Source organism: Agrobacterium sp. B1(2019), assembly GCF_008274755.1.
Taxonomy (GTDB): Bacteria; Pseudomonadota; Alphaproteobacteria; order Rhizobiales; family Rhizobiaceae; genus Agrobacterium; species Agrobacterium salinitolerans.
Map to the genome: position 1 here is coordinate 889,662 of NZ_VTPB01000001.1, position 23,018 is coordinate 912,679.

General features: G+C 60.7%; 20 protein-coding genes. 15 read left to right on the forward strand and 5 right to left on the reverse strand.

Features of this window, described 5'->3' with window-relative positions:
• Positions 1-123 precede the first annotated feature (123 nt).
• Positions 124-2,352 (forward strand): OmpA family protein, encoded by a 2,229-nt coding sequence (locus AGR1_RS04425; RefSeq protein WP_149146296.1) that lies wholly within the window; start codon positions 124-126, stop codon positions 2,350-2,352.
• A gap of 252 nt (positions 2,353-2,604) precedes the next feature.
• On the opposite strand, the gene AGR1_RS04430 is transcribed toward AGR1_RS04425, so the two are convergent.
• On the reverse strand, positions 2,605-3,528 hold the full coding sequence (locus tag AGR1_RS04430) for a pseudouridine-5'-phosphate glycosidase (RefSeq protein WP_149146297.1): 924 nt from the start codon (positions 3,526-3,528) through the stop codon (positions 2,605-2,607).
• 29 nt (positions 3,529-3,557) lie between these two features.
• On the reverse strand, positions 3,558-4,499 hold the full coding sequence (locus AGR1_RS04435; RefSeq protein ID WP_080790431.1) for a carbohydrate kinase family protein: 942 nt from the start codon (positions 4,497-4,499) through the stop codon (positions 3,558-3,560).
• Between the two features lie 246 nt (positions 4,500-4,745).
• Between AGR1_RS04435 and recA the strand changes: the two genes are divergently transcribed.
• From recA to AGR1_RS04450, 3 genes are all read left to right on the forward strand, one after another.
• Positions 4,746-5,834, forward strand: coding sequence for a recombinase RecA (gene recA, locus AGR1_RS04440; protein WP_077983798.1), 1,089 nt, complete (start codon positions 4,746-4,748; stop codon positions 5,832-5,834).
• Positions 5,835-6,068: 234 nt separating this feature from the next.
• Positions 6,069-8,732, forward strand: coding sequence for an alanine--tRNA ligase (gene alaS / locus AGR1_RS04445; RefSeq protein WP_149146298.1), 2,664 nt, complete (start codon positions 6,069-6,071; stop codon positions 8,730-8,732).
• Positions 8,733-8,831: 99 nt separating this feature from the next.
• Complete coding sequence (locus AGR1_RS04450) at positions 8,832-9,215, forward strand: VOC family protein (RefSeq protein ID WP_080790433.1); 384 nt, start codon at positions 8,832-8,834, stop codon at positions 9,213-9,215.
• Positions 9,216-9,291: 76 nt separating this feature from the next.
• Here AGR1_RS04450 and AGR1_RS04455 read toward each other — a convergent pair whose 3' ends face one another.
• Both AGR1_RS04455 and AGR1_RS04460 read right to left on the reverse strand, forming a co-directional pair.
• Positions 9,292-9,918: a glutathione S-transferase family protein gene (locus AGR1_RS04455; protein WP_080790434.1), complete on the reverse strand. Its 627-nt coding sequence runs from the start codon at positions 9,916-9,918 to the stop codon at positions 9,292-9,294.
• A gap of 443 nt (positions 9,919-10,361) precedes the next feature.
• A complete protein-coding gene (locus tag AGR1_RS04460; RefSeq protein WP_077982015.1) occupies positions 10,362-11,576 on the reverse strand; it encodes an NADP-dependent isocitrate dehydrogenase in 1,215 nt (404 codons plus the stop codon).
• 214 nt (positions 11,577-11,790) lie between these two features.
• Between AGR1_RS04460 and AGR1_RS04465 the strand changes: the two genes are divergently transcribed.
• The 7 genes from AGR1_RS04465 (at position 11,791) to AGR1_RS04500 (ending at position 18,094) form a co-directional block, all read left to right on the forward strand.
• Positions 11,791-12,324, forward strand: coding sequence for a hypothetical protein (locus tag AGR1_RS04465; protein ID WP_162927334.1), 534 nt, complete (start codon positions 11,791-11,793; stop codon positions 12,322-12,324).
• A gap of 139 nt (positions 12,325-12,463) precedes the next feature.
• A complete protein-coding gene (locus AGR1_RS04470) occupies positions 12,464-13,297 on the forward strand; it encodes an RNA methyltransferase (protein WP_149146299.1) in 834 nt (277 codons plus the stop codon).
• A complete protein-coding gene (gene murI / locus AGR1_RS04475; protein ID WP_149146300.1) occupies positions 13,281-14,102 on the forward strand; it encodes a glutamate racemase in 822 nt (273 codons plus the stop codon). The genes AGR1_RS04470 and murI overlap by 17 nt, the downstream gene beginning before the upstream one ends.
• 378 nt (positions 14,103-14,480) lie before the next feature.
• Entirely contained in the window at positions 14,481-14,720 is a 240-nt protein-coding gene (locus tag AGR1_RS04485) for a hypothetical protein (protein WP_149146301.1), read from the forward strand.
• 169 nt (positions 14,721-14,889) lie between these two features.
• Complete coding sequence (locus AGR1_RS04490; RefSeq protein ID WP_080790438.1) at positions 14,890-15,525, forward strand: LysE family translocator; 636 nt, start codon at positions 14,890-14,892, stop codon at positions 15,523-15,525.
• Positions 15,526-15,560: 35 nt separating this feature from the next.
• Positions 15,561-16,448, forward strand: coding sequence for an EamA family transporter (locus tag AGR1_RS04495; RefSeq protein WP_149146302.1), 888 nt, complete (start codon positions 15,561-15,563; stop codon positions 16,446-16,448).
• A 128-nt stretch (positions 16,449-16,576) separates the two neighbouring features.
• Positions 16,577-18,094, forward strand: a complete 1,518-nt coding sequence (locus AGR1_RS04500; RefSeq protein WP_187772163.1) for an ATP-binding protein — start codon at positions 16,577-16,579, stop codon at positions 18,092-18,094.
• A 40-nt stretch (positions 18,095-18,134) separates the two neighbouring features.
• On the opposite strand, the gene AGR1_RS04505 is transcribed toward AGR1_RS04500, so the two are convergent.
• The gene (locus tag AGR1_RS04505; RefSeq protein WP_080790441.1) at positions 18,135-19,118 is read right to left on the reverse strand and encodes a TerC family protein; all 984 of its coding nucleotides are present in this window, start codon (positions 19,116-19,118) and stop codon (positions 18,135-18,137) included.
• Positions 19,119-19,568: 450 nt separating this feature from the next.
• Here AGR1_RS04505 and rpsD point away from each other — a divergent pair, with 450 nt between their 5' ends.
• The 4 genes from rpsD (at position 19,569) to AGR1_RS04525 (ending at position 23,017) form a co-directional block, all read left to right on the forward strand.
• Positions 19,569-20,186, forward strand: coding sequence for a 30S ribosomal protein S4 (rpsD, locus tag AGR1_RS04510; protein ID WP_003520423.1), 618 nt, complete (start codon positions 19,569-19,571; stop codon positions 20,184-20,186).
• Between the two features lie 69 nt (positions 20,187-20,255).
• The gene (locus AGR1_RS04515; RefSeq protein WP_080790442.1) at positions 20,256-21,185 is read left to right on the forward strand and encodes a glutaminase; all 930 of its coding nucleotides are present in this window, start codon (positions 20,256-20,258) and stop codon (positions 21,183-21,185) included.
• Positions 21,186-21,249: 64 nt separating this feature from the next.
• Positions 21,250-22,173 (forward strand): tRNA 2-thiocytidine(32) synthetase TtcA, encoded by a 924-nt coding sequence (gene ttcA, locus AGR1_RS04520; protein WP_149147273.1) that lies wholly within the window; start codon positions 21,250-21,252, stop codon positions 22,171-22,173.
• Positions 22,174-22,189: 16 nt separating this feature from the next.
• Entirely contained in the window at positions 22,190-23,017 is an 828-nt protein-coding gene (locus AGR1_RS04525; RefSeq protein ID WP_149146304.1) for an inositol monophosphatase family protein, read from the forward strand.
• The last annotated feature ends 1 nt before the right edge of the window (position 23,018 follow it).

Below are 23,018 nucleotides of genomic sequence, written 5' to 3' on the forward strand. Positions count from 1 at the left end.
GGCTTTGTTCATCATGGGAACCGAAGCGTGTGTAAGGCGTTGACCAGCGCCTGCGTGCCAAGCCGGGCCCACGACGTCGCGTATCTTGCGACAAAGAAAATGACGGCAGATGAGGAAGCACTGATGCTGAGAAAGAAAAACACATTGCTGACCGGGGTGGTTTTTCCGCTCATGTCTCTCGCGATTGCGGTTGAGCCAGCAGCGGCAGGCTTTGCCGGCGCGGCCCGCGCTCAGGCGCCGGTGTCGCAAACAGCGCCCGGCCAGATAACCCTGGCGCAGGGAGAGCCGGCGCAGGAGAACCCTGAAGAGGAACTCAAGAAGAAGCGTCAGCAGGCCGAAGAAGCGCAACCTGCCGAACCGAAGCGTGAAGAGCGCGCCCCGGAGCCCCAGCGCGAGCCGGAGCCCCAGCGCGAGCCGGAGCCCAAGCGCGAGGCGGCCCCGGCCGAACCTCGCCCCGAGCCCAAGCGCGAGGCGCCTCCAGAACCGCAGCAGCGTGAGGCGCGTCCCGAACCGGCACCTGCCGAGCAGCCGCAGGAGCGTCCCCGCACGCCGGAGCGTGCGAAGGAACCGCAGGGCGAGGGCGAACAGCGCCCGGCCCGCCAGCGCGAAGCAGCCCCGGAAGCAGCGCCTGCCGAGCAGCCGCAGGAACGCCCGCGCAAGCCCGCGCGCGCTGAACAGCCGGCCGCAGATGGCGAGCAGCGACCCGAGCGCCCGCGCAGGGAGCCAGCGAAGGAACCGGCCGCCGAGCAGCAGCCTGCCGCGCGGCCTGAAAATTCCGAGCAGCCGGCCAAGCCCGCGCCGGAGAAGAAGCCGGTAGAAGAAAAAGCACCGGAGCAGAAGGCGGCACCGGCTGAAAAACCCGTGCCCGAGAAGAAACCCGCAGCGCCCGAGCCGGCTGCGAAAGAAACACCGGTTCCGACAGAGGCGCCCACGCCCGCACGCCCGCCTGCTCCCGAAGCACAGCCCAACCCCGCTCCCGGCCAGCAGCCTTCAGAGCAGCCACCGGTTAAGGGTGAACCCGCAGCCCCACTGCCGGGCACACCGACGCCGCCGCCAAGCGGTGCGACAACCGGACAGGCACCGGCCGGAGAAGCCGTTCCCAATCAGGTCGCTATTCCACAAACGGAAGCGCTGCCGATGACGAAGGAAGAGCTGGACAAGGCCAAGGCAATCGCCAAGGACCCGTCCAAGACCGCCGATACCGTCATTCTGCCGGTCGACAAGGGCGCCGCCGTTCTCGACAGCGACAAGGAAGTGGAACGTTCCGGCAATCGCCAGACCCGCGAGGAGCGCCGCCGTGAACGCGAACAGGTGGGTGACGTGAAGGTTCCGACCTCCGACGCGGAGGCGCAGCGCGCCGGCGCCGCCGAAGGCAAGGCTCCGCCGCCGCCCGTCAAGATGGAGGCGATCACCTCGCAGCAGGGCGAGCGTGTCGACCGTCGCCCGCAATATGAGCGGCCGGAAGGCGTGCGCGAATGGCAGCCACGCGAAGGCCGCCCGCGTGATCGTGACCGCAATGCGCCGATCATCCTGCAATTCGGCGACCGCGTCGTGGTGCGCGGCGACGACAACCAGCGCTTCATCCGCGATGGCGGCGAGCCCTATTACGAGCGTCTGCCCGGCCGGCGTGTCCGCGAAACCGTGGAGCGCCGTGACGGAACGCAGGTGGTGACGATCCGCAACCGTTATGGCGACGTGATCCAGCGCTCGCGCATCGATGATCGCGGCCGCGAATATGTGCTGTTCTATGCGCCGGAGCTGATGGAAGATCCCGACCGCGACTACGTCTACCGCGATCCGGGCCTCGACCTGCCGCCGATGCGCCTGCGCATTCCCGTGACGGACTACATCATCGACACTTCGAGCGATCCGGACCGCGATTATTATCGCTTTCTGGAACAGCCGCCGGTCGAGCCGGTGGAGCGGGTCTATTCGCTGGATGAAGTGCGGTATTCGGCCCGTATCCGCGACAAGGTGCGCCGTATCGACCTCGATACCATCACCTTCGCCACCGGCAGCGCCGATATTCCGATGGCGCAAGCCCGTTCGCTGCGCAAGGTGGCTGATGCGATCAACAAGGCGCTGGATAAAAATCCGGGTGAAACCTTCCTGATCGAAGGCCATACCGATGCCGTCGGTTCGGATGAAAGCAACCTCGTTCTGTCCGACGAGCGCGCCGCCTCCGTCGCAAATGTGCTGACCGATGTCTACGGCATTCCGCCGGAAAACCTCGCAACGCAAGGCTATGGCGAGCGTTACCTGAAGGTTCAGACGCTCGGCCCGGAACAGCAGAATCGCCGCGTCACTATCCGCCGCGTGACGCCGCTGGTGAAGCCGGTCGCCCAGAACTGATCGGGTTCTGATGAAAAACAAGGGCCCGGAAGGCGCAAGCTCTCCGGGCCATTTTCATTGATGCAAGCTTTCCAAATACGCGACGTCATCCTCGCCCTTGAGGCACTACTGTCCGCGATTTTCCTTGTCTCACCTTGGGGGTGCACTCCAGGCCCGAGCATGACGGGGGACGTGTTTGTCCCAGTCTCCAAAGCCCGACAGCACTCCGTTTGGGGTCCGCTGTCGAACGGCCCGAAGAGGAGATGTGTGTTCTCAGTTCAGCGCCACGGCGATCTCAGCCGCAAGCTGCGCATTGTTGCGCACCAGCGCAATATTGGTTTCCAGGCTGCGGCCATCCGTCAGTCGGAAGATGTCGCCAAGCAGGTAGGGGGTAACTTCCTTGCCGGTCACTTCGTCGCGTTCGGCGTGGGAGATGGCGCGGTTGATGTAGATTTCCATCTCCTCGCGCGGAATTTCATCTTCTTCCGGCACGGGATTGGCCACCAGCATTCCGCCATCGATACCCAGCTGTTCGCGGGTCGCCTGGAAATTGGCAATGGCTGCGGGGCTGTTGAGCGAGAGCGGGCTCGGCAGGCCGGATGAGCGCGACCAGAAAGCCGGGAATTCTTCCGAGCCGAAGGTTACGACCGGCACGCCGTTGGTTTCGAGGACTTCAAGCGTCTTCGGGATGTCGAGGATAGCCTTTGCACCAGCGCACACGACGATCACGCCGGTCTTGGCAAGCTCGGTCAGGTCGGCGGAGATGTCGAAGGTCTCTTCAGCACCCTTGTGCACGCCGCCGATGCCGCCGGTGGCAAAAACGCGAATGCCGGCGCGAGCGGCGGCGATCATGGTCGCTGCAACCGTGGTCGCGCCCGTCCGGCGCTCAGCGATCGCAAAGGCGATATCGGCGCGCGAGACCTTCATGGCGTCGGTGGTCTTCGCCAGCGCCTCGAGCTGTTCTTTCTCAAGGCCGATATGCAGGGTGCCGTGAATGACCGCGATTGTGGCCGGAACCGCACCCTGATCGCGGATGATCTGTTCGACGCTTTCCGCCATCTCGATATTGCCGGGATAGGGCATGCCGTGGGTGATGATGGTCGATTCAAGCGCCACGATCGGCGCGCCGCGCTGCTTGGCGGCGGCGACTTCCTGAGAATAGACGATGGGCATGAGCGGGGAGATTGGGCGGGTCATTTCATCTGTTCCAGTTTTTAAAAGCGGGTTCATGCCAGCATTTCAGCCTGGGGAACAAGCCCCAACATGGCGTCGACACTGTCTTTTGATAGGTCTTGCGAGGTGGCGAAGGGCGATTGCACGGTGATAGCCGCTGCCGCAGCACCTCTTCTCAAGGCCTCTCCAATTGCCTTTCCTTCGGCGATGGCGGCGAGGTAGCCGGACGCCATGGCGTCGCCCGCGCCGGTGACATCCTTGACTTCGCGGATGAGCGGCGGATGGAGAATTGCTTTTTCCGTTCCGCGGAAGGCAACGACTTCGCTTGCGCCGCGCGTGACGACGCCGCCGGAAAGCCCGGCCTTGCGCAGAATGTCCGGCCAGTCACGGGCATTGGCCGCAGTCTCGCCGGTCAGCGCGCGGGCTTCCGCTTCGTTCATGAAGAGGATGTCGATATCGCCGAGCGCCGGTTTCAGCTTCACCGCCTTGGCGGGCGATATCGCGATGGCCGCCAGCGGCTTTTCACAGGTGCGGGCGATGAGGCCAAGCGCCGTCAGCGTATCCTCAGGCAGGTTGGCGTCGCAGAGCAGGATATCGCTCGTCGTTATTGCCTCGCGCACGGCGCGTATCTTGAGGCGGCGCGGGGTGAAGAGCTTGTAGAGATCCATATCGGCAAGCGCGATGACGAGGTTGCCGTCACGTTCCAGAATGGCGGTGTAGCTTGGCGTGCGTCGGTCGAGGAAGGTGAATGGCGTGTCTTCGACGCCGGCCTGTCGCGCAGCCTCCGCCACCGCTTCGCCCGTCACGTCGCCGCCGCGCGGCGCGATGATACGGACCTGAAAGCCGAGCCGGGAAAGATTGCGCGCGGCGTTGAAACCGCCGCCGCCCGCCTCTTCCATCCACGAGCCGGGGTTGCTGGCGCCCGGCGCCGTTTCAGTCTCGATCATGCCGCGTCTGTCGATATGCGCGCCGCCCAGAACGAGTATTTTCTTCACGCTTGCGTTTCCCTCTCTGGCGGATGGAAAGACCGGACGATTCGGCCTAAACTGACGTCTTCCTGACCTCGCCTCCGGTTTGCGGCTATGGGCCGCGCACAGAAAAACGAAAGCAGAACAAACGACTTATCACTATTTGTTTTCAATATGCTGGCTCAGCCTTGTGAAATGAGAACAAATAGAGTACATACCGTTTCCATACTGCTTCATTGCCTGTGCGGCTTCAATAACCTAAAGGTGGTTCAGATGGCACAAAATTCTTTGCGTCTCGTAGAGGATAAATCGGTGGATAAAAGCAAGGCACTGGAAGCGGCGCTCTCCCAGATCGAACGGTCGTTCGGCAAGGGATCGATCATGAAGCTCGGTTCCAATGAAAATGTGGTTGAGGTGGAGACCGTTTCGACGGGTTCGCTCAGCCTGGATATCGCGCTCGGCATCGGCGGTCTGCCGAAGGGGCGCATCATTGAAATTTACGGTCCGGAAAGCTCGGGTAAAACGACGCTGGCGCTGCAGACAATCGCGGAAGCCCAGAAGAAGGGCGGCATCTGCGCCTTCGTCGACGCCGAACATGCGCTCGATCCGGTCTATGCCCGCAAGCTTGGCGTGGATCTGCAGAGCCTGCTGATCTCGCAGCCGGATACGGGCGAGCAGGCGCTTGAGATTACCGATACGCTGGTGCGCTCCGGCGCGGTCGACGTGCTCGTGGTCGACTCCGTTGCGGCGCTGACGCCGCGGGCGGAAATCGAAGGCGAGATGGGTGACAGTCTGCCGGGTCTTCAGGCGCGTCTGATGAGCCAGGCGCTGCGCAAGCTGACGGCTTCGATCTCCAAGTCGAAGTGCATGGTCATCTTCATCAACCAGATCCGCATGAAGATCGGCGTCATGTTCGGTTCGCCGGAAACGACGACCGGCGGTAACGCTCTCAAGTTCTACGCCTCCGTCCGTCTCGACATCCGCCGTATCGGCGCGGTCAAGGAACGTGAAGAGGTTGTCGGCAACCAGACCCGCGTCAAGGTCGTCAAGAACAAGATGGCGCCGCCCTTCAAGCAGGTGGAATTCGACATCATGTATGGCGAAGGCGTTTCCAAGACCGGTGAGTTGGTTGATCTCGGCGTGAAGGCCGGCATCGTTGAGAAATCCGGCGCATGGTTCTCCTATAACAGTCAGCGTCTGGGGCAGGGGCGTGAAAACGCCAAGACCTTCCTGCGCGACAACCCGGATACGGCCAACGAGATCGAACTGGCGCTGCGCCAGAATGCCGGCCTGATTGCGGATCGTTTCCTGCAGAATGGCGGTCCTGATGCCGGTGATGACGGCGACGGTGACGAGGGTTGATCTTGTCGTTGAGTTTTACGCATTCGATGCAGGTTCGCCTGTCTTGATGTGAATTGATTGAACAAAAAGGGCCGTGCGATTTCTCTCGTGTGGCCCTTTTTGTTTGTCGGTACGCCTTCACCGGTCTCCATGGCTGGACAGGGCAGGATGCGGACGATAAAAGCCATTGATTTTGCAATATAGCCATCATTTCCGATGGCAGTGATGGACTCCAGCTGTGAGCGGTGTGTGGGCATGAGCGGTGTAAATGAAATTCGGTCGACCTTCCTCGACTACTTCAAGAAGAACGGACACGAGATTGTGCCCTCCAGCCCGCTGGTGCCGCGCAACGATCCGACGCTGATGTTCACCAATGCCGGCATGGTGCAGTTCAAGAACGTCTTTACCGGTCTGGAAAGCCGTCCCTATTCCACCGCGGCATCCGCGCAGAAATGCGTGCGCGCCGGCGGCAAGCATAACGACCTCGACAATGTCGGTTATACCGCTCGCCACCACACTTTCTTCGAAATGCTCGGCAATTTCTCCTTTGGCGATTATTTCAAGGAAGAGGCGATCACGCACGCCTGGAACCTGATCACCAAGGAATACGGCATCGACCGCAACCGTCTGCTGGTCACGGTCTATCACACCGACGACGAGGCCTTTAACCTCTGGAAGAAGATTGCCGGTTTCTCCGACGACCGCATCATCCGCATCCCGACCAGCGACAATTTCTGGGCGATGGGCGATACCGGTCCGTGCGGCCCCTGTTCGGAAATCTTCTACGATCACGGCGATCATATCTGGGGCGGCCCGCCCGGCTCGCCGGATGAGGATGGCGACCGCTTCATCGAAATCTGGAACCTCGTCTTCATGCAATATGAGCAGGTGACGAAGGAAGAGCGCATCGACCTGCCGCGCCCGTCGATCGACACCGGCATGGGTCTGGAGCGTATCTCTGCGCTGCTGCAGGGCAAGCATGACAATTACGATACGGACCTGTTCCGTGCACTGATTGCGGCTTCCGTCGAAGCGACAGGCGTGCCGGCTGAAGGTGAAAAGCGCGCCAGCCACCGTGTCATCGCCGATCACCTGCGCTCATCCGCCTTCCTCATTGCCGATGGCGTGCTGCCGTCCAATGAAGGGCGCGGTTATGTTCTGCGCCGCATCATGCGCCGCGCCATGCGCCATGCCGAACTTCTCGGCGCCCGCGAGCCGCTGATCTACAGGCTGCTGCCGGCGCTGGTGCAGCAGATGGGTCGCGCCTATCCGGAGCTTGTCCGCGCCGAAGCGCTGATCTCCGAAACGCTGAAGCTCGAGGAAACCCGTTTCCGCAAGACGCTGGAGCGCGGCCTGTCTCTTCTCTCCGACGCTACCTCGACCCTGCACAAGGGCGATATGCTGGATGGCGAAACCGCCTTCAAGCTTTACGACACCTATGGTTTTCCGCTCGACCTGACGCAGGACGCGCTGCGCGCCCGCGAAATCGGCGTCGATATTTCCGGCTTCACCGATGCCATGGAACGTCAGAAGGCGGAAGCCCGCTCACACTGGGCCGGTTCCGGCGACAAGGCAACCGAAACGATCTGGTTCGAGCTCAAGGAAAAGCTCGGCGCCACCGAGTTCCTCGGTTATGACACGGAGACTGCTGAAGGTGTCGTGCAGGCGATTGTCAGGGACGGCAAGGCTGTGGAAAGCGCTGCCGATGGCGAAGCCGTACAGGTCGTCGTCAATCAGACGCCGTTTTATGGCGAGTCCGGCGGCCAGATGGGCGATACTGGCGTGATCTCCGGCGATAATGGCGCCTTTGCCGTTTCCGACACCCAGAAGCGCGGCGAAGGGCTCTTCGTCCATATGGGCACCGTCTCCAAGGGTGGCCTGAAGGTGGGCGACGCCGTTCAGCTGACGGTCGATCATGACCGCCGCTCGCGCCTGCGCGCCAACCATTCCGCCACCCACCTGCTGCATGAGGCGCTGCGCGAAGTGCTCGGTACCCATGTCGCGCAGAAGGGGTCGCTGGTCGCGCCCGAGCGCCTGCGTTTCGACGTCTCGCACCCGAAGCCGATGTCGGCCGAGGAACTGAAGGTCGTCGAGGAGATGGCCAACGAAATCGTGTTGCAGAACTCGCCGGTCGTCACCCGTCTGATGAGCGTCGATGACGCCATTGCCGAGGGCGCTATGGCGCTGTTCGGCGAGAAATACGGCGATGAAGTTCGCGTCGTCTCGATGGGCACCGGCCTGCATGGCGCAAAAGCCAACCGTCCTTATTCGGTCGAGCTTTGTGGCGGCACGCATGTGGGCGCCACCGGCCAGATCGGTCTCATCCGCATCCTCGGTGAAAGCGCCGTCGGTGCTGGCGTTCGTCGTCTCGAGGCTGTCACGGGGCAGGGCGCGCTTGCTTATCTCGCGGAGCAGGACGAGCGGGTAAAAGCGCTCGCCTCGTCGCTGAAGGTTCAGCCGGGCGATGTTCTGTCGCGCGTTGAAGGCCTGCTGGACGAGCGCAAGAAGCTGGAGCGTGAGCTTGCCGATGCCCGCCGCAAACTCGCCATGGGCGGCGGCTCGGCGGATGCCGGTGCAAGCGACGTCAAGCAGGTCGCGGGCGTCAACTTCCTGGCAAAATCAATGTCCGGCATCGATGCCAAGGATTTGAAGGGGCTCGCCGACGAGGCCAAGGCCAATCTTGGCTCTGGTGTCGTGCTGCTGATCGCCGTTTCCGAGGATGGCAAGGCGAGCGCTGTTGCGGCCGTGACCGAAGATCTGACGGCCCGTTTCAGCGCAGTCGATATCGTCCGCACCGCGTCTGCCGCCCTCGGCGGCAAGGGCGGCGGCGGCCGCCCGGATATGGCGCAGGCCGGCGGCCCGGATGGCGCCAAGGCGCAGGATGCCATCGAAGCGGTGGCGGCGGCGCTGGCTGCCTGATCGGCGTGAATTGAAGAGGGCGGGGTTTTACCCCGCCTTTTTTGTTTTCGCCTTAAAAGGCAAGATGGTTGCGCGCCGAGGACGCGACGGAGGGAGGCGATGCGCTTTGTAAATCCTATTCCTTTCGTGCGCGATATCGGCCGCTCGAAGGCGTTTTATCGTGACAGGCTCGGCCTGAAGATTGTCGAGGATTTCGGAAACTTCGTCCTCTTTGAAAGCGGCTTTGCAATCCACGAGGGGCGGTCGCTTGCGGAGACTGTCTGGGGCACGTCGTCCGGCATGGAAGAACCCTATGGCCGGCGAAATATGCTGCTTTATTTCGAACACGCGGATGTCGATGCGGCTTTTCAAAACATTGCGCCGCATGTCGAGCTTATCCATCCTCTCGAACAGCAGGCCTGGGGACAGAGGGTGTTTCGTTTTTACGATCCGGACGGGCACGCGATAGAGGTCGGGGAGCCGCTCGGCCAATCCGGTACATAACCCGCCGCGACGATCGATCGGATGTTCGATTTTCGGGCGGGCTATGGTTTATCGGTAGCGGCGCGGCTGGCCCGTACTATCCGGTTGCCTGCAAGTCCTTCGCCGCTTCCTCGTCGAGCTGGGCAGCCCGCTTGAAGGCCGCGCGATCGGTGAGATGCGCCATGTATTCCAGAAAGGCCGGGCGTTTTTCGATGGTGCCGAATTGCAGCCCCCAACCGACATGGGCGCCGACATAGACATCCGCCGCCGTGAAGAGATCGCCGGCGATGAAGCGGTTTTCGCTGACGGCCCGTTCAAGCGTGTTCATCACATCAGCATAGCTGCCGCAGCCGGCCATGCGCAACTTCTCCTCTGGCACTTCGAAACCCATCGCCTTCATGCTCACCGCCATTTCCAGCGGGCCAGCGGCGAAAAACATCCAGCGATAATAGAGCCCGCGCGCCTTGGGTGTGGGTGCAAGGTTCGCGCCGGGAAAGGCATCGGCGAGATAGGCGCAGATCGCCGCCGCCTCGGTGACGATGGTATCGCCATGTTTGATGGCGGGCACCTTCGCCATCGGATTTATCAGCCGGTAGGCGGGCGATTTCATCGAGGTCTCGAAACCCAGTATTTCCGTCCGGTATGGAACGCCCACTTCCTCGAGCATCCACCGCGCGATGCGTCCGCGCGACATGGGGTTGGTGTAGAAGATCAATTCACTCATGCTTTTGCCTCCCCAAGCAAAATCGTCGAAGCATCGTGTAAAACCCAACAGAATTTCATGCCTGCGCTTCGCATTTTATGTCCGCAACATCCCTCGCATGTTCCCTGAGGCCGCGTGGATGTTACGGTGAATGGTTGACTGTGCCGGGCAAGTTATGTGCAAGTAGATGCTGCTTAATCTTAGTCTTATTGTTGTGCTGGCCCTAAACACGCGGAATCAAATTTTGCGCCTAGTGCAACGGCTAATCAAGGTGCCGTGAACAAAAAAGAAACCTGGTATTGCGCCGGACTTCTTTCTCCTATTTCGGCGCCTCTAGCACTCGATGATATTTGTTCGCTATCTAGTTGTCTATTTCGTTTCTACTGGACTGATGTTTCTTCTATACCGTGCAAATAAAAAACCCGGCGCTGAGGCCGGGTTTTGAAGTCTCGGGGAAAGCAGGCTTAAGCCGCCATCGCCTTCTTGAGGTTTTCGTCGATCTTGTCGAGGAAAGCGGTGGTGGAGAGCCAGGGCTGGTCGGGTCCGATGAGGAGGGCCAGGTCCTTGGTCATGAAGCCGCTTTCAACGGTGTCGACGCAGACGGTTTCGAGCGTTGCTGCGAACTTTGCGAGTTCCGCATTGTCGTCCAGCTTGGCGCGGTGGGCGAGGCCACGGGTCCAGGCGAAGATCGAGGCGATCGAGTTGGTGGAGGTTTCCTGACCCTTCTGGTGCTGGCGGTAGTGGCGGGTAACCGTGCCGTGCGCCGCTTCGGCTTCAACCGTGCGGCCATCGGGCGACAGAAGAACCGAGGTCATCAGGCCGAGCGAACCGAAGCCCTGCGCGACCGTGTCGGACTGTACGTCGCCGTCATAGTTCTTGCAGGCCCAGATGTAGCCGCCGGACCACTTCAGCGCGGAAGCGACCATGTCGTCGATCAGGCGATGCTCATAGGTGATGCCGGCTTCGTCGAACTGCGCCTTGAACTCGGTCTGGTACACTTCCTCGAAGATATCCTTGAAACGGCCGTCATAGGCCTTGAGGATGGTGTTCTTCGTGGAAAGGTAAACCGGCCACTTGCGCATCAGGCCATAGTTCATGGAGGCGCGGGCGAATTCGCGGATGGATTCGTCGAGGTTGTACATGGCAAGCGCCACGCCGGCGCTCGGAGCGTCGAAGACGTCCTTTTCGATGACCTGACCGTCTTCACCGACGAACTTGATGGTCAGCTTGCCCTTGCCGGGAAACTTGAAATCGGTTGCCTTGTACTGGTCGCCGAAAGCGTGACGGCCGACGACGATCGGCTTGGTCCAGCCGGGAACGAGGCGCGGAACGTTCTTGCAGATGATCGGCTCGCGGAAGATGACGCCGCCCAGAATGTTGCGGATGGTGCCGTTCGGGCTCTTCCACATCTGCTTCAGGCCGAATTCCTCGACGCGCTGCTCATCGGGGGTGATGGTGGCGCATTTGATGCCGACGCCATGCTTCTTGATGGCGTGTGCCGCATCAACGGTGACCTGGTCGTTGGTGGCGTCGCGGTTTTCAACCGAGAGATCGTAATATTCGATGTCGAGATCGAGGTAAGGCAGGATCAGCTTGTCCTTGATCAGCTGCCAGATGATACGGGTCATTTCGTCGCCGTCGAGATCGACGACCGGATTGGCTACCTTGATCTTTGCCATGAATTCCTCACCTTCGAAGCTGTGGCGCCGGATGGCGCCGGTATCCGGAAAAATATCCGGTGCGGCTATAGCATCGCGCGCGCCTGAGGCAAAGCCATGGGGGGCGCTTTTTTGGCGCAGCGCAATAACGCTTTACGCATTGCCAAACCATAACGCCGGAATACAGTCAGGCGAATCGCTTCGCCCGTCTCTGGGCCTCTACCGGGATCACACCATGCGGAAAATTCTGCTTCTGACTGCCGCCGTCCTCTTTTCCCACGCAGCCCTCGCTGCCGGTCCCGCCGATCCCGTCCAGAAGGTGATGGATATCACCGTCAAGAACTGGTCCGGCGATGCGGAAAACTGGAAATACATTTTCGACGAGGACATGCTGACCAGCCTGTTCAGCAAGGATTTCGTCGCGCAATATCGCGAAGCGTCCAAAAAGCCGGCTTACGAGGCCGAAAGCGGTGAGACCGGCGATCCCTTCGGTTACGATGTCGTGACAAACTCGCAGGATGGCTGCCCGCTGGCCGATGTTTCCGTGACGCCGGGCGCGGTCAAGGACGGCGTGACGGACGTGACGGCGAAATTCAAACTCTGGGCCTGCATGGATGAGGCGGAGATGAAGGCGACGGTTGACGAAGTGCATTTCGATGTCGTCGAGGAAGACGGCCGCCCTGTCATCAGCGATATTCACCGAGTCGGCGATGAGGGCAGGGATTCGCTGCGCGAAGAGATGGCGACGATCATCAAGGGAGAGCAATAAGGGGCGTCTTTGCCAGCGGGGCGGGTCCGGGCTTTCTCCGCACCGGCTTTGATTTTGACGTCGATCTGTGCCAGTGAAGCGCGCTTTAGCGCGTCGGGCTGAAAATCGATGCGACGCTTCAACACATGGATAAAAGACGATGGCAGGCACAAACAGCGATCTTGAACTTGTGGCGGAAGGCCCGGCGATCATTCTCGTCGAACCGCAGCTTGGCGAAAATATCGGCATGGTGGCGCGTGCCATGGCCAATTTCGGCCTGGCCGAATTGCGTCTGGTCAATCCGCGTGACGGTTGGCCGAGCGAGAAGGCGCGCGCCGCGGCCTCCAAGGCCGACCACGTCATTGACGGAACAAAAGTGTTCGAGACGCTGGAAGAGGCTATCAAGGATCTGAATTTCGTTTATGCCACGACGGCGCGCGAGCGTTACGGGTTCAAGCCGGTGCGTGCGCCCGTCACCGCTGCCGATACGCTCAGGGCAAAATTCAAGACGGGCGAAAGAACCGGCATCCTGTTCGGGCGCGAGCGCTGGGGGCTGACCAACGAGGAAGTGGCGCTGGCCGATGAGATCGTGACATTTCCGGTCAATCCCGCTTTTGCCTCGCTCAATATCGCCCAGGCCGTGCTTTTGATGTCCTATGAATGGATGAAATCCGGCATGGACGATCTGGGAGAGACGCTTTTCCAGTCCGTTGAGCAGCGTCCTTCGACCAAGGAACAGGTTTTCGGCCTGTTCGAACATATCGAGGAAGCGCTGGATGCGCGCGGTTATTTCCATCCGGCTGAAAAAAAGCCGAAAATGGTCGACAATCTGCGCGCCGTGCTGTCGCGACGCGGTTTTTCCGAGCAGGAGATCAGCGTTTTCCGCGGCGTGATCAATTCGCTCGACCGTTTCCCGCGGCAATGGCCGAAGAAGACGGGCAGGGCAACGGGGCCGTCGGCTGAGGGAGCAGGGGAGAATGCTGAAGACGATTGAAGCCGCTGCCGATGTGCTGAAACCGGTGCTGGTGTTCGATTCCGGTATTGGCGGGCTGACCGTGCTGCGCGAGGCGCGCGTGCTGATGCCCGAGCGCGGTTTCATCTATGTGGCCGACGATGCGGGTTTTCCCTATGGCGGCTGGGAGGAGGAAGCGCTGAAGGCGCGTATTCTCTCGCTTTTCGGCAAGCTGCTGGACGACTATAGCCCGGAAGTCTGCATCATCGCCTGCAACACGGCCTTCACGCTCGCGGGTGCCGATCTTCGCGCCCACTTTCCGCAGATGACCTTCGTCGGCACTGTGCCCGCCATCAAACCGGCGGCGGAGCGGACCCGTTCGGGCCTCGTTTCCGTGCTGGCGACACCGGGCACCGTCAAGCGCGCCTATACGCGCGATCTCATCCAGTCCTTCGCCACCCAATGTCATGTCCGCCTCGTCGGCTCTGAAAACCTGGCGCGCATGGCGGAAAGCTGGATCAGGGGTGAACCCGTGCCCGACGAGGCGGTGCTGGCCGAAATCGAACCCTGCTTCATCGACAGCGATGGCAAGCGCACCGATATCGTCGTTCTCGCCTGTACCCATTACCCCTTCATGGCCAATGTGTTCCGCCGGCTGGCGCCATGGCCGGTGGACTGGCTTGATCCCGCCGAGGCGATTGCGAGGCGGGCCCGCCATCTGGTGCCGCTGCCACAGGATGCGGAGCATCCCGACGGTTTCGACTTTGCCGTCTTCACTTCTGGCAAGCCGGATTTCGCCACGCGGCGGCTAATGCAGGGTTTCGGTCTCAGCGTTTCCGCTCCCTGACCGCCTGTTGCATTTTTGCATCGCCACTATCCGTCTTTTGCAATTCGAGATTGCGACCACTTGTCGCGTCTGTTTTCCTGTGTAAGATGCATCTCGTCTGTAACCGCAAGAACTGGAGGCGTGGAATGAGCAATGACATGAATATGCGCCTTAATGGCATGTCAGGCCTCTTTGGCGTGATTGTCGGCGGTTATGTGATGCGAGGCATCTCCCTCCGATAAGGCTTATGGCCTGATTTCCCCGCCGTTTGGCATTTTCACTTCGTCCGACATGTGACTTGCGCATCCGCGTGGCATGAGTGCTGCGCGCGTCGCTTCGGCATGTCGTTTTCCATCGATAAAGGACCTGGCTGCTTTGCCGCGCCGGAATGGATTTCCCATGCAAAATGATCAACCATTGGTAGCATATGCGCTGCCGGATGCGGTGGACCGTTTGTTCGTCACATTCGGCGTCTGGAAGACCCTGAAGACGGTCGTCTTCGCGGCTGTCGTGCCACGCGCGCCACCGACCGATCCTGCCGATCTGCCAGAGCGCCTTCTGATCGATATCGGCCTTGACCCGTCGCGGGTGAAGCGGCGGCGGGATTGGGAGGTTCCTTATTGGGCGCCCCGGTTTTGATTGGCAAAGGCCTCTCCGGCAAAGAAATGTCGGGGAGGCTTCGTCGTCGAATTACGCCCGCTGGCAAACCACGAAATGCAGGCGGCCGCGGCGCGATCTGCGAAAAATCCTGCTTGATGCGGAGCGTTTTCCGTGGCTTGCTCCCCCAATATGAGACAGGAGACACATCATGCCGATAGAGAACTGGCTGGCCTTCGTGGCCGCATCCGCCATCATGCTCGCCATTCCGGGACCGACGATCCTGCTGGTGATTTCTTATGCGCTGGGCCACGGCCGCAAGGCGAGCACGGCGACAGTGACCGGCGTGGCGCTCGGTGATTTCACCGCCATGACCGCCTCGATGCTGGGGCTTGGGGCGCTGCTTGCCACGTCGGCTGCACTTTTCACCGGTCTGAAATGGATCGGTGCGGCCTATCTCATCTATCTCGGCATCAAGCTGTGGCGGTCGCCGGTTGGTGACGCGGCGGAAAACACGGGCGTGACCGGCCGCGAAAGGCCGCTGAAAATCTTCCTGCATGCCTATATCGTCACGGCGCTGAACCCAAAGAGCATCGTGTTTTTCGTGGCCTTCCTGCCGCAGTTTCTGGTGCCGACATTGCCCTTCTGGCCGCAGGTGCTGATCTTCGAGGTGACGTTCCTGGTGCTTGCCACGGTCAATGCGGCGCTTTATGGACTTCTGGCAAGCGCCGCCCGCAATACGATCCGCAAGCCGAAGGTTCAGCGTATCGTCAACCGCACGGGCGGCGGGCTCCTGATCGGCGCCGGCCTTATTACCTTCGGCTGGAAGAAGGCGGTTTCGGCCTGACGCCTGCTGATCGCCTGACATTCGGACATAACAAAATGGCATTGCCGCATATATTTCTCGCCCTGATCACCGTGTTTTTGTGGGGCTTCAACTTCGTTGCCATCAAGATCGGGGTCGCGGACATGCCGCCCCTGTTCCTGACGGCGTTGCGTTATCTCTGTGCGGCCTTGCCTCTGGTATTCTTCCTGCCGAAACCGAATGTGCCGTGGCGGCATATGATCGTTTACGGCATGGCGATGGGCTTCGTGCAGTTCGGCCTGCTTTATCCGGCCATCAAGCTCGGCCTGCCCGCCGGGCTTGCGTCGCTGGTCATGCAGTCGCAGGCTTTTTTCACGCTGGCGCTTGCCGTCCTGTTTCTCGGCGAGCGGCCTTTGCCTTCGCAGGTCGTCGGCGCGGTCATCGCTTTCAGCGGGCTTGCGGTGATTGGCGTGGAGCGCATGACGGCTGCGGCTCTCGTGCCGCTTCTGATGGGCATCGGCTCGGCGATTGCCTGGGCCTGCGGCAATATCGTCAACCGGCGTATCGGCCAGGTGAACGCCGTTTCTTTTGTTGCCTGGACCAGCTTGGTGCCGGTCCTGCCGCTGGCGGCGCTTTCGCTGGTGGTGGAAGGGCCGGGTGCGATTGCCGAAGGACTTGCCAACGCAACGGCAATGACGGCTTTCGTGGTGGTCTACATGGCCTATGGCGCTACCATTGTGGGTGCGGGCATCTGGAGCTATCTGCTTCTGCGTTATCCGGCGGGAACCGTGGCGCCCTTTTCGCTGCTGGTCCCGGTGGTCGGTTTTGTCAGCGCCTACTTCGCTTTTGCGGAGCACATCACCGTTTTCGAGGTGGTGGGCGCCGCGCTGGTGATTCTGGGGTTAATGCTCAACGTCTTCGGGCGGCGTATCGCCTTTTCCCGGTTTATGGGTCGGCCCGCATAGGCGGAATATCGAATTGCCTGTGCATTATCGGGATGCGGCAGACGCAATCCCCAATTTTTTGGTAAAGAGCATGTTCGGTCGCCGCCAGAGGAATCGGCCGGATGACATGCAGCACGAGGAATGGAACATTGCAGGTCGGCATCGACATGGGAACCCTATCGGGCGGGCAACAGGCCAAGCTCGATATCGAGGAATTGCTTGCGACGCGCCTGCTGGTGCAGGGCAATTCCGGTTCCGGCAAGTCGCATCTGCTGCGCCGGCTGCTGGAGCAATCGGCGCAATGGGTGCAGCAGGTCATCATCGATCCCGAGGGTGATTTCGTCACGCTGTCCGACAAGTTCGGCCATGTGGTGGTGGATGGCGAGCGCACCGAGGCGGAACTTGCGGGCATTGCCAACCGCATTCGCCAGCACCGCGTCTCCTGCGTGCTGACGCTGGAAGGCCTCGACATCGAGCAGCAGATGCGGGCCGCCGCCGCCTTCCTGAACGGCCTATTCGATGCGGATCGTGAATATTGGTATCCCGTGCTTGTCGTGGTAGACGAGGCGCAGATGTTTGCGCCCTCCGTCGGCGGTGAGGTGACGGAAGACGCCCGCAAGGCGTCGCTGGGCGCCATGACAAATCTGATGTGCCGTGGGCGTAAACGCGGTCTTGCCGGCGTCATCGCCACCCAGCGTCTTGCGAAGCTTGCCAAGAACGTCGCGGCGGAAGCCTCGAATTTCCTGATGGGGCGCACCTTCCTCGATATCGACATGGCGCGCGCGGCCGATCTGCTCGGCATGGACCGTCGCCAGGCGGAAATGTTCCGTGATCTCCAGCGCGGCAATTTCGTGGCGCTCGGCCCGGCGCTGTCGCGCCGCCCTCTGCCCATCGTCATCGGCGCAGTGGAAACGTCGGCGCGCTCCTCCTCGCCGAAGCTGATGCCACTGCCGGATGCACCACAGGACGTCGAAGACCTGATTTTTACGCCCGATCCGGAAGAGTTCACGCGCGCCGCAGTGCGCCGTACGCCGCCTGCACCGCGCCCGACCACCGATATTCTGGCAGAACTTTCCCGCTCCACGCCCGCTGCCGTTGGTCCTTCGCCCGAGCCCTCGCTCCGGGCTGGCCAGCCGGAGATGACACCGGAGGAGCGCGAGGAGAAGATCGGAGCGGTGCTCGTCGAAATTCTCGACGATCCGCAATCGGCCTATCGAACCGATGCCGTGCTTTATCAGGATTTTCTGGTTCGCGCCCGCATGCGCCGCATTCCCGGCACGCCGATGACACTGCCGGAATTCCGCCGGCAGGTCGCGATTGCCCGCTCCGGCGTGGATGCGGCGATGGCGGCAAGCGACGGCTGGCAGAAGGCGCTGGAACTCTCGACCTCCGTTTCCGACGACCTGCAGGGGGTCTTCCTGCTGCTCGTCAAGGCGGCGCTGGGTGAAGAGCCTTGCCCGTCGGATGCCCGCATCGCTCGCGCCTACGGCACCCATTCCGCCCGCCGCGCAAGGCGGCTCCTCGGTTATTTCGAGGAGAAGGAGCTTGTGGTGGTGCATGCCGATTTCTCCGGCAAGCGCATCGTGGCTTTCCCCGATCTCGATGCAAAAACCGCACCCGGCGATGCGGATGCGGCTGAGGATGATGCGCGGCTTGCGGCAGAGTAAGGTTGCGGCAGGTTTCCCTGCCGCTCGCCGTTGGAAAGCCTTACTCTATGGCCTTCGCTTCTTTCCGCGTCGCAATCAGCGAGCCAACAACACCGGTGACGAGGATCGCGACGGTGACGCCCAGCGACACTGCCGGCGGGATCTTGGCGATGCCGAGCATATCGGCGACGAAGATTTTCGAACCGACGAACACCAGAACCGCAGCCAGCGCATATTTCAGATAAGCGAAGCGGTGGATCAGGGCGGCAAGCGCGAAATAGAGGGCGCGCAGGCCGAGGATCGCGAAGATGTTCGAGGTGTAGACGATAAACGGATCGGTGGTGATCGCGAAGATCGCCGGGATCGAATCGACCGCGAAGATCAGGTCGGCGATCTCGACCATGATGAGCGCCAGGAAAAGCGGCGTCACGAAGGTCTTGAGCTTTCCGGTCGTTTCATCGGTCTCCTTGACGAAGAACTTCTCGCCATGCAGCCTGTTTGTCACTGGTAGGTGACTGCGCAGGAACTTCAGGATGCGGTTATTGCCGATATCCGATTCATCATGGTCGGACGAGAACAGCATCTTGAGGCCGGTGAAGACGAGGAAGGCCGCGAAGAGATAAAGCACCCAGTGGAAGTTTTCGACGATGGCCGCGCCGCCTGCAATCATGATGCCGCGCAGAACGATCACGCCGAGGATGCCCCAGAGTAGCACGCGGTGCTGATATTGGCGGGGAATGGCGAAATAGGAGAAGATCATGGCGATGATGAAGATATTGTCCATCGCCAGGCTTTTTTCGACAACGAAGCCGGTGACATATTCCATCGCCGACTGTTCGCCGGATTGATACCAGATCCAGCCGCCAAAGGCCAAGCCGATGACGATATAAAAGCCCGACATCAGCAGGCTTTCACGAACGCCGATTTCCTTGGAGTTCTTGTGCAGCACGCCGAGATCGAGCGCGAGCAGGCCAAGGACGAGGGAAATAAAGACAGCCCACATCCAGGTGGGGGTGCCGAGAAAATCCGATAGAAGAAAGTCCATCAGTCAACCTTTAGCCGGACGAGGTTGGCTTTACGGATGGGGAACGTGCGTCAAAAATATACGTGGCCCCAACCTTAACAAACTCGACATCACGTGTTGTCCGGTAACACGCCAGAGGGGCCCGAGTTCTGATCACGACGAAGAGATGGGTGGGCACTTTCGCTTTTCAAGATGAGACTTCATAAAAAAGCGAAAGGGGTTGTTTGACAAAACCGTGAAAGCTCTGTAGAAGCCGCCCCAACGCCGGGCAGTGATGTCCGGTGTGTTTTGTTGACTGCCCTGCAGTTTAAGAACTGACGTTCGGCGGTCAATATCACCGACATGTCCCGTGGTTTCTCCATTTGCATGTGAGAAGCCTGTCAGAGGCCCTGAAACGGGCTTCAGAGGAGGGCGTGTTTCCTTAAACCGGTTTGGCAACAGACCGGCATAACCTTTTGAGAAGGAAATACGATGAGCAAGCGCGAATCGGCTAAGTATAAAATTGATCGCCGCATGGGCGAAAACATCTGGGGCCGTCCGAAGTCCCCGGTTAACCGCCGCGAATACGGCCCGGGCCAGCACGGCCAGCGCCGCAAGGGCAAGATGAGCGACTTCGGCACGCAGCTGCGCGCCAAGCAGAAGCTCAAGGGCTACTACGGCGAACTGCGCGAAAAGCAGTTCCGCGCCACCTTCGACGAAGCAAACCGTCGCAAGGGCGATACCTCTGAAAACCTGATCGGCCTGCTCGAGTCGCGTCTGGACGCCATCGTCTACCGCGCCAAGTTCGTTCCGACCGTTTTCGCGTCGCGCCAGTTCATCAACCATGGCCACGTCACGGTTAACGGCGTTCGCGTCAACATCGGTTCCTACCGCTGCAAGCCGGGCGACGTTATCGAAGTTCGCCAGAAGTCCAAGCAGCTGGTTACGGTTCTCGAAGCCGTTCAGCTCGCAGAGCGCGACGTTCCGGACTACATCGAAGTTGACCACAACAAGATGGTTGCGACCTACGCTCGCGTTCCGGCTCTCTCCGACGTTCCGTACCCGGTCGTCATGGAACCGCATCTGGTCGTCGAATTCTACTCGCGTTAATCGACGCGTTTCAGTATTCAGAAAGCCGCCCTTCGGGGCGGCTTTTTTATTGGCTGGGGAAGGCTTTGCATGCAGGACATTCAGGGTATCGTCGATTCCATCTATGACAGCATGCTGCCGAGACTGGGCGAGGGGAAGGTTGCGGATTACATTCCCGAGCTCGCCAAGGTCGATCCCAACCAGTTCGGCATTGCCATCACCACCGTCGATGGAACCACCTATACGGCCGGCAATGCGCTGACGCCGTTTTCGATCCAGAGTATCTCCAAGGTCTTCATGCTGACGCTGGCGCTCGGCAAGGCGGGCGAGACGGTGTGGAACCGGGTAGGGCGCGAGCCTTCAGGCTCTTCATTCAATTCCATAGTCCAGCTGGAGCATGAGCACGGAATCCCACGCAATCCCTTCGTCAACGCCGGTGCCATCGTGGTGACCGATATCGTGCTTGCCGGCCACCAGCCGCGCGAGGCTATCGGCGAGCTTCTGCGTTTCGTGCGTTATCTCGCGGATGACGATACGATCAGCATTGACGACACCGTGGCGAAATCTGAGCAGGCGACGGGGTTCCGCAATTTTGCGCTCGCCAATTTCATGCGTTCCTTCGGCAATCTGCACCATCCGGTAGAATATACGCTCGGCGTTTATTTCCACCAGTGCGCGCTGTCGATGACCTGCGCTCAGCTTTCCCGCGCCGGGCTGTTTCTTGCCAATCGCGGCCGCAACCCGCTTACCGGCCACACGGTCGTATCGGACCGCCGCGCAAGGCGCATCAATGCGTTGATGCTGACCTGCGGCCACTATGACGGCTCGGGCGATTTCGCCTATCACGTCGGCCTGCCGGGCAAGAGCGGCGTCGGCGGCGGAATCATGGCGGTGGCGCCGGGCAAGGCCTCTATTGCGGTCTGGTCGCCGGGCCTCAACAGGGTCGGCAACTCGGCGCTCGGATCACAGGCGCTGGAATTGCTGGCGACGAAAACCGGCTGGTCGGTATTCGGGGCTTGATCTTGCGGGCGTATGGGGGCATTGCCTGCATGAAGAACGGCAGTTGTGCCGGAGCGAGCGGATGATGAACATTCTCACCAGGATCGATGACATCGCTGATAAGGTCGGGGCAGATCAGGAGCCGCCGGAAGAGAGCGGCAACTCGCACCCGCTGTTCGACAACGCGCCGCGCTCGGTTTCCTTCAACAAGCTGCGCAAGCGGCTGCTGCGTAATGTGCGCCAGGCCTTTGAAGATTTTGACATGCTGAAGGGCCAGAAGCGCTGGCTCGTTGGCCTGTCCGGCGGCAAGGACAGCTATGGTCTTCTGGCGCTGCTGCTCGATCTCAAATGGCGCGGCCTTTTGCCGGTGGAACTGGTTGCCTGCAATCTCGATCAGGGCCAGCCGAATTTTCCAAAGCATGTCCTGCCGGACTATCTGGCGAAGATCGGTGTGCCCCATCGCATCGAATATCGCGACACCTATTCCATCGTGAAGGAGAAGGTGCCCTCCGGCGGGACCTACTGTTCGCTCTGTTCGCGACTCAGGCGCGGCAATCTCTACCGCATCGCGCGCGAGGAGGGCTGCGACGCGCTGCTGCTCGGCCATCACCGCGAGGATATTCTCGAAACCTTCTTCATGAACTTCTTCCATGGCGGCCGGCTGGCCGGAATGCCGGCGAAGCTTTTGAATGACGAGGGCGACCTGATGGTGATGCGCCCGCTCGCCTATTGCGCCGAGGAAGATATGGCGAAATTCGCGGCGGCGATGGAATTCCCGATCATTCCCTGCGACCTTTGCGGCTCGCAGGACGGGCTTCAGCGCAATGCCATGAAGGAGATGCTGGCCGACATCGAGCAGCGTATGCCGGGCCGCAAGGACGTGATGCTGAGGGCGCTTGCCCATGTCAATCCGTCGCATCTGCTCGATCCCAAGCTTTTTGATTTTTCGGCGCTTTCTGTCACCGGGGCGTCACCTGAAGAGCGTAGGGAGGCCAACTCCCCATTATGAAGAAGCGCCCCGCCCGATGACCCTTTCCGACAAAGATATCGATTTTCTTATTTCCACCGTTGCCGCTGCCGGCGCGAATGAAATTCTTCCCCGCTTCCGAAACCTGAGCGCCGGTGCGATCTCCGAAAAGACCTCCGCCGTCGATCTGGTCACCGAGGCCGATGTTCTGGCGGAAAAGGCGATCACCGCTGCTCTCCTTCAGCGATTTCCGAAGGCCCATATTGTCGGGGAAGAGGCCTATGAGGCGGACCAATCCGTCATTCCAGCCCTTGCCGATGCGCCGCTTGCCTTCGTGATCGATCCCATCGACGGCACTTTCAATTACGCTTCCGGTTTTCCCGCTTTCGGCACGCTGCTTGCGGTCACCGTCAAGGGCGAGACCGTGGCGGGCATCATCCACGATCCTGTGATGGGCGATACCATCGTTGCCCTGAAAGGCGAGGGCGCGTTTCTCAACCGCAGGAACGGTTCGCAGGCGAAGCTCAGTGTTGCCGATCCCGCGCCATTGTCCGACATGGTCGGAATCTTTTCCTGGGTTCACAGCCATCAGGATCGCCGGCCGGTGATTGCCGCCAATATGGCCAAGATCAAGATGGCGCTGTCGCTCAACTGCTCGGCACATGAATATTGGCTCGCCTCGGCCGGCAAGCTGCATTTCATCGGTCATGAAAAGCTGATGCCGTGGGATCATCTCGCTGGCGTGCTCATTCATCAGGAGGCGGGTGGTTACACGGCCCGTTTCGACAATACGCCCTATCGGCCGGGACAAACGGAGGGCGGCATCCTATCCGCCCCCGACAAGGAAAGCTGGAAGATGCTGCGACGGGAAATCGTCGCCTTATAAC

Coding starts and splice junctions, on each gene's coding strand:
- AGR1_RS04425 (WP_149146296.1), top strand. CDS start 124: ATGCTGAGAAAGAAAAACACATTGCTGACCGGGGTGGTTTTTCCGCTC.
- AGR1_RS04430 (WP_149146297.1), bottom strand. CDS start 3,528: ATGACCCGCCCAATCTCCCCGCTCATGCCCATCGTCTATTCTCAGGAA.
- recA (WP_077983798.1), top strand. CDS start 4,746: ATGGCACAAAATTCTTTGCGTCTCGTAGAGGATAAATCGGTGGATAAA.
- alaS (WP_149146298.1), top strand. CDS start 6,069: ATGAGCGGTGTAAATGAAATTCGGTCGACCTTCCTCGACTACTTCAAG.
- AGR1_RS04450 (WP_080790433.1), top strand. CDS start 8,832: ATGCGCTTTGTAAATCCTATTCCTTTCGTGCGCGATATCGGCCGCTCG.
- AGR1_RS04455 (WP_080790434.1), bottom strand. CDS start 9,918: ATGAGTGAATTGATCTTCTACACCAACCCCATGTCGCGCGGACGCATC.
- AGR1_RS04460 (WP_077982015.1), bottom strand. CDS start 11,576: ATGGCAAAGATCAAGGTAGCCAATCCGGTCGTCGATCTCGACGGCGAC.
- AGR1_RS04465 (WP_162927334.1), top strand. CDS start 11,791: ATGCGGAAAATTCTGCTTCTGACTGCCGCCGTCCTCTTTTCCCACGCA.
- AGR1_RS04470 (WP_149146299.1), top strand. CDS start 12,464: ATGGCAGGCACAAACAGCGATCTTGAACTTGTGGCGGAAGGCCCGGCG.
- murI (WP_149146300.1), top strand. CDS start 13,281: ATGCTGAAGACGATTGAAGCCGCTGCCGATGTGCTGAAACCGGTGCTG.
- AGR1_RS04485 (WP_149146301.1), top strand. CDS start 14,481: ATGCAAAATGATCAACCATTGGTAGCATATGCGCTGCCGGATGCGGTG.
- AGR1_RS04490 (WP_080790438.1), top strand. CDS start 14,890: ATGCCGATAGAGAACTGGCTGGCCTTCGTGGCCGCATCCGCCATCATG.
- AGR1_RS04495 (WP_149146302.1), top strand. CDS start 15,561: ATGGCATTGCCGCATATATTTCTCGCCCTGATCACCGTGTTTTTGTGG.
- AGR1_RS04505 (WP_080790441.1), bottom strand. CDS start 19,118: ATGGACTTTCTTCTATCGGATTTTCTCGGCACCCCCACCTGGATGTGG.
- rpsD (WP_003520423.1), top strand. CDS start 19,569: ATGAGCAAGCGCGAATCGGCTAAGTATAAAATTGATCGCCGCATGGGC.
- AGR1_RS04515 (WP_080790442.1), top strand. CDS start 20,256: ATGCAGGACATTCAGGGTATCGTCGATTCCATCTATGACAGCATGCTG.
- ttcA (WP_149147273.1), top strand. CDS start 21,250: ATGAACATTCTCACCAGGATCGATGACATCGCTGATAAGGTCGGGGCA.
- AGR1_RS04525 (WP_149146304.1), top strand. CDS start 22,190: ATGACCCTTTCCGACAAAGATATCGATTTTCTTATTTCCACCGTTGCC.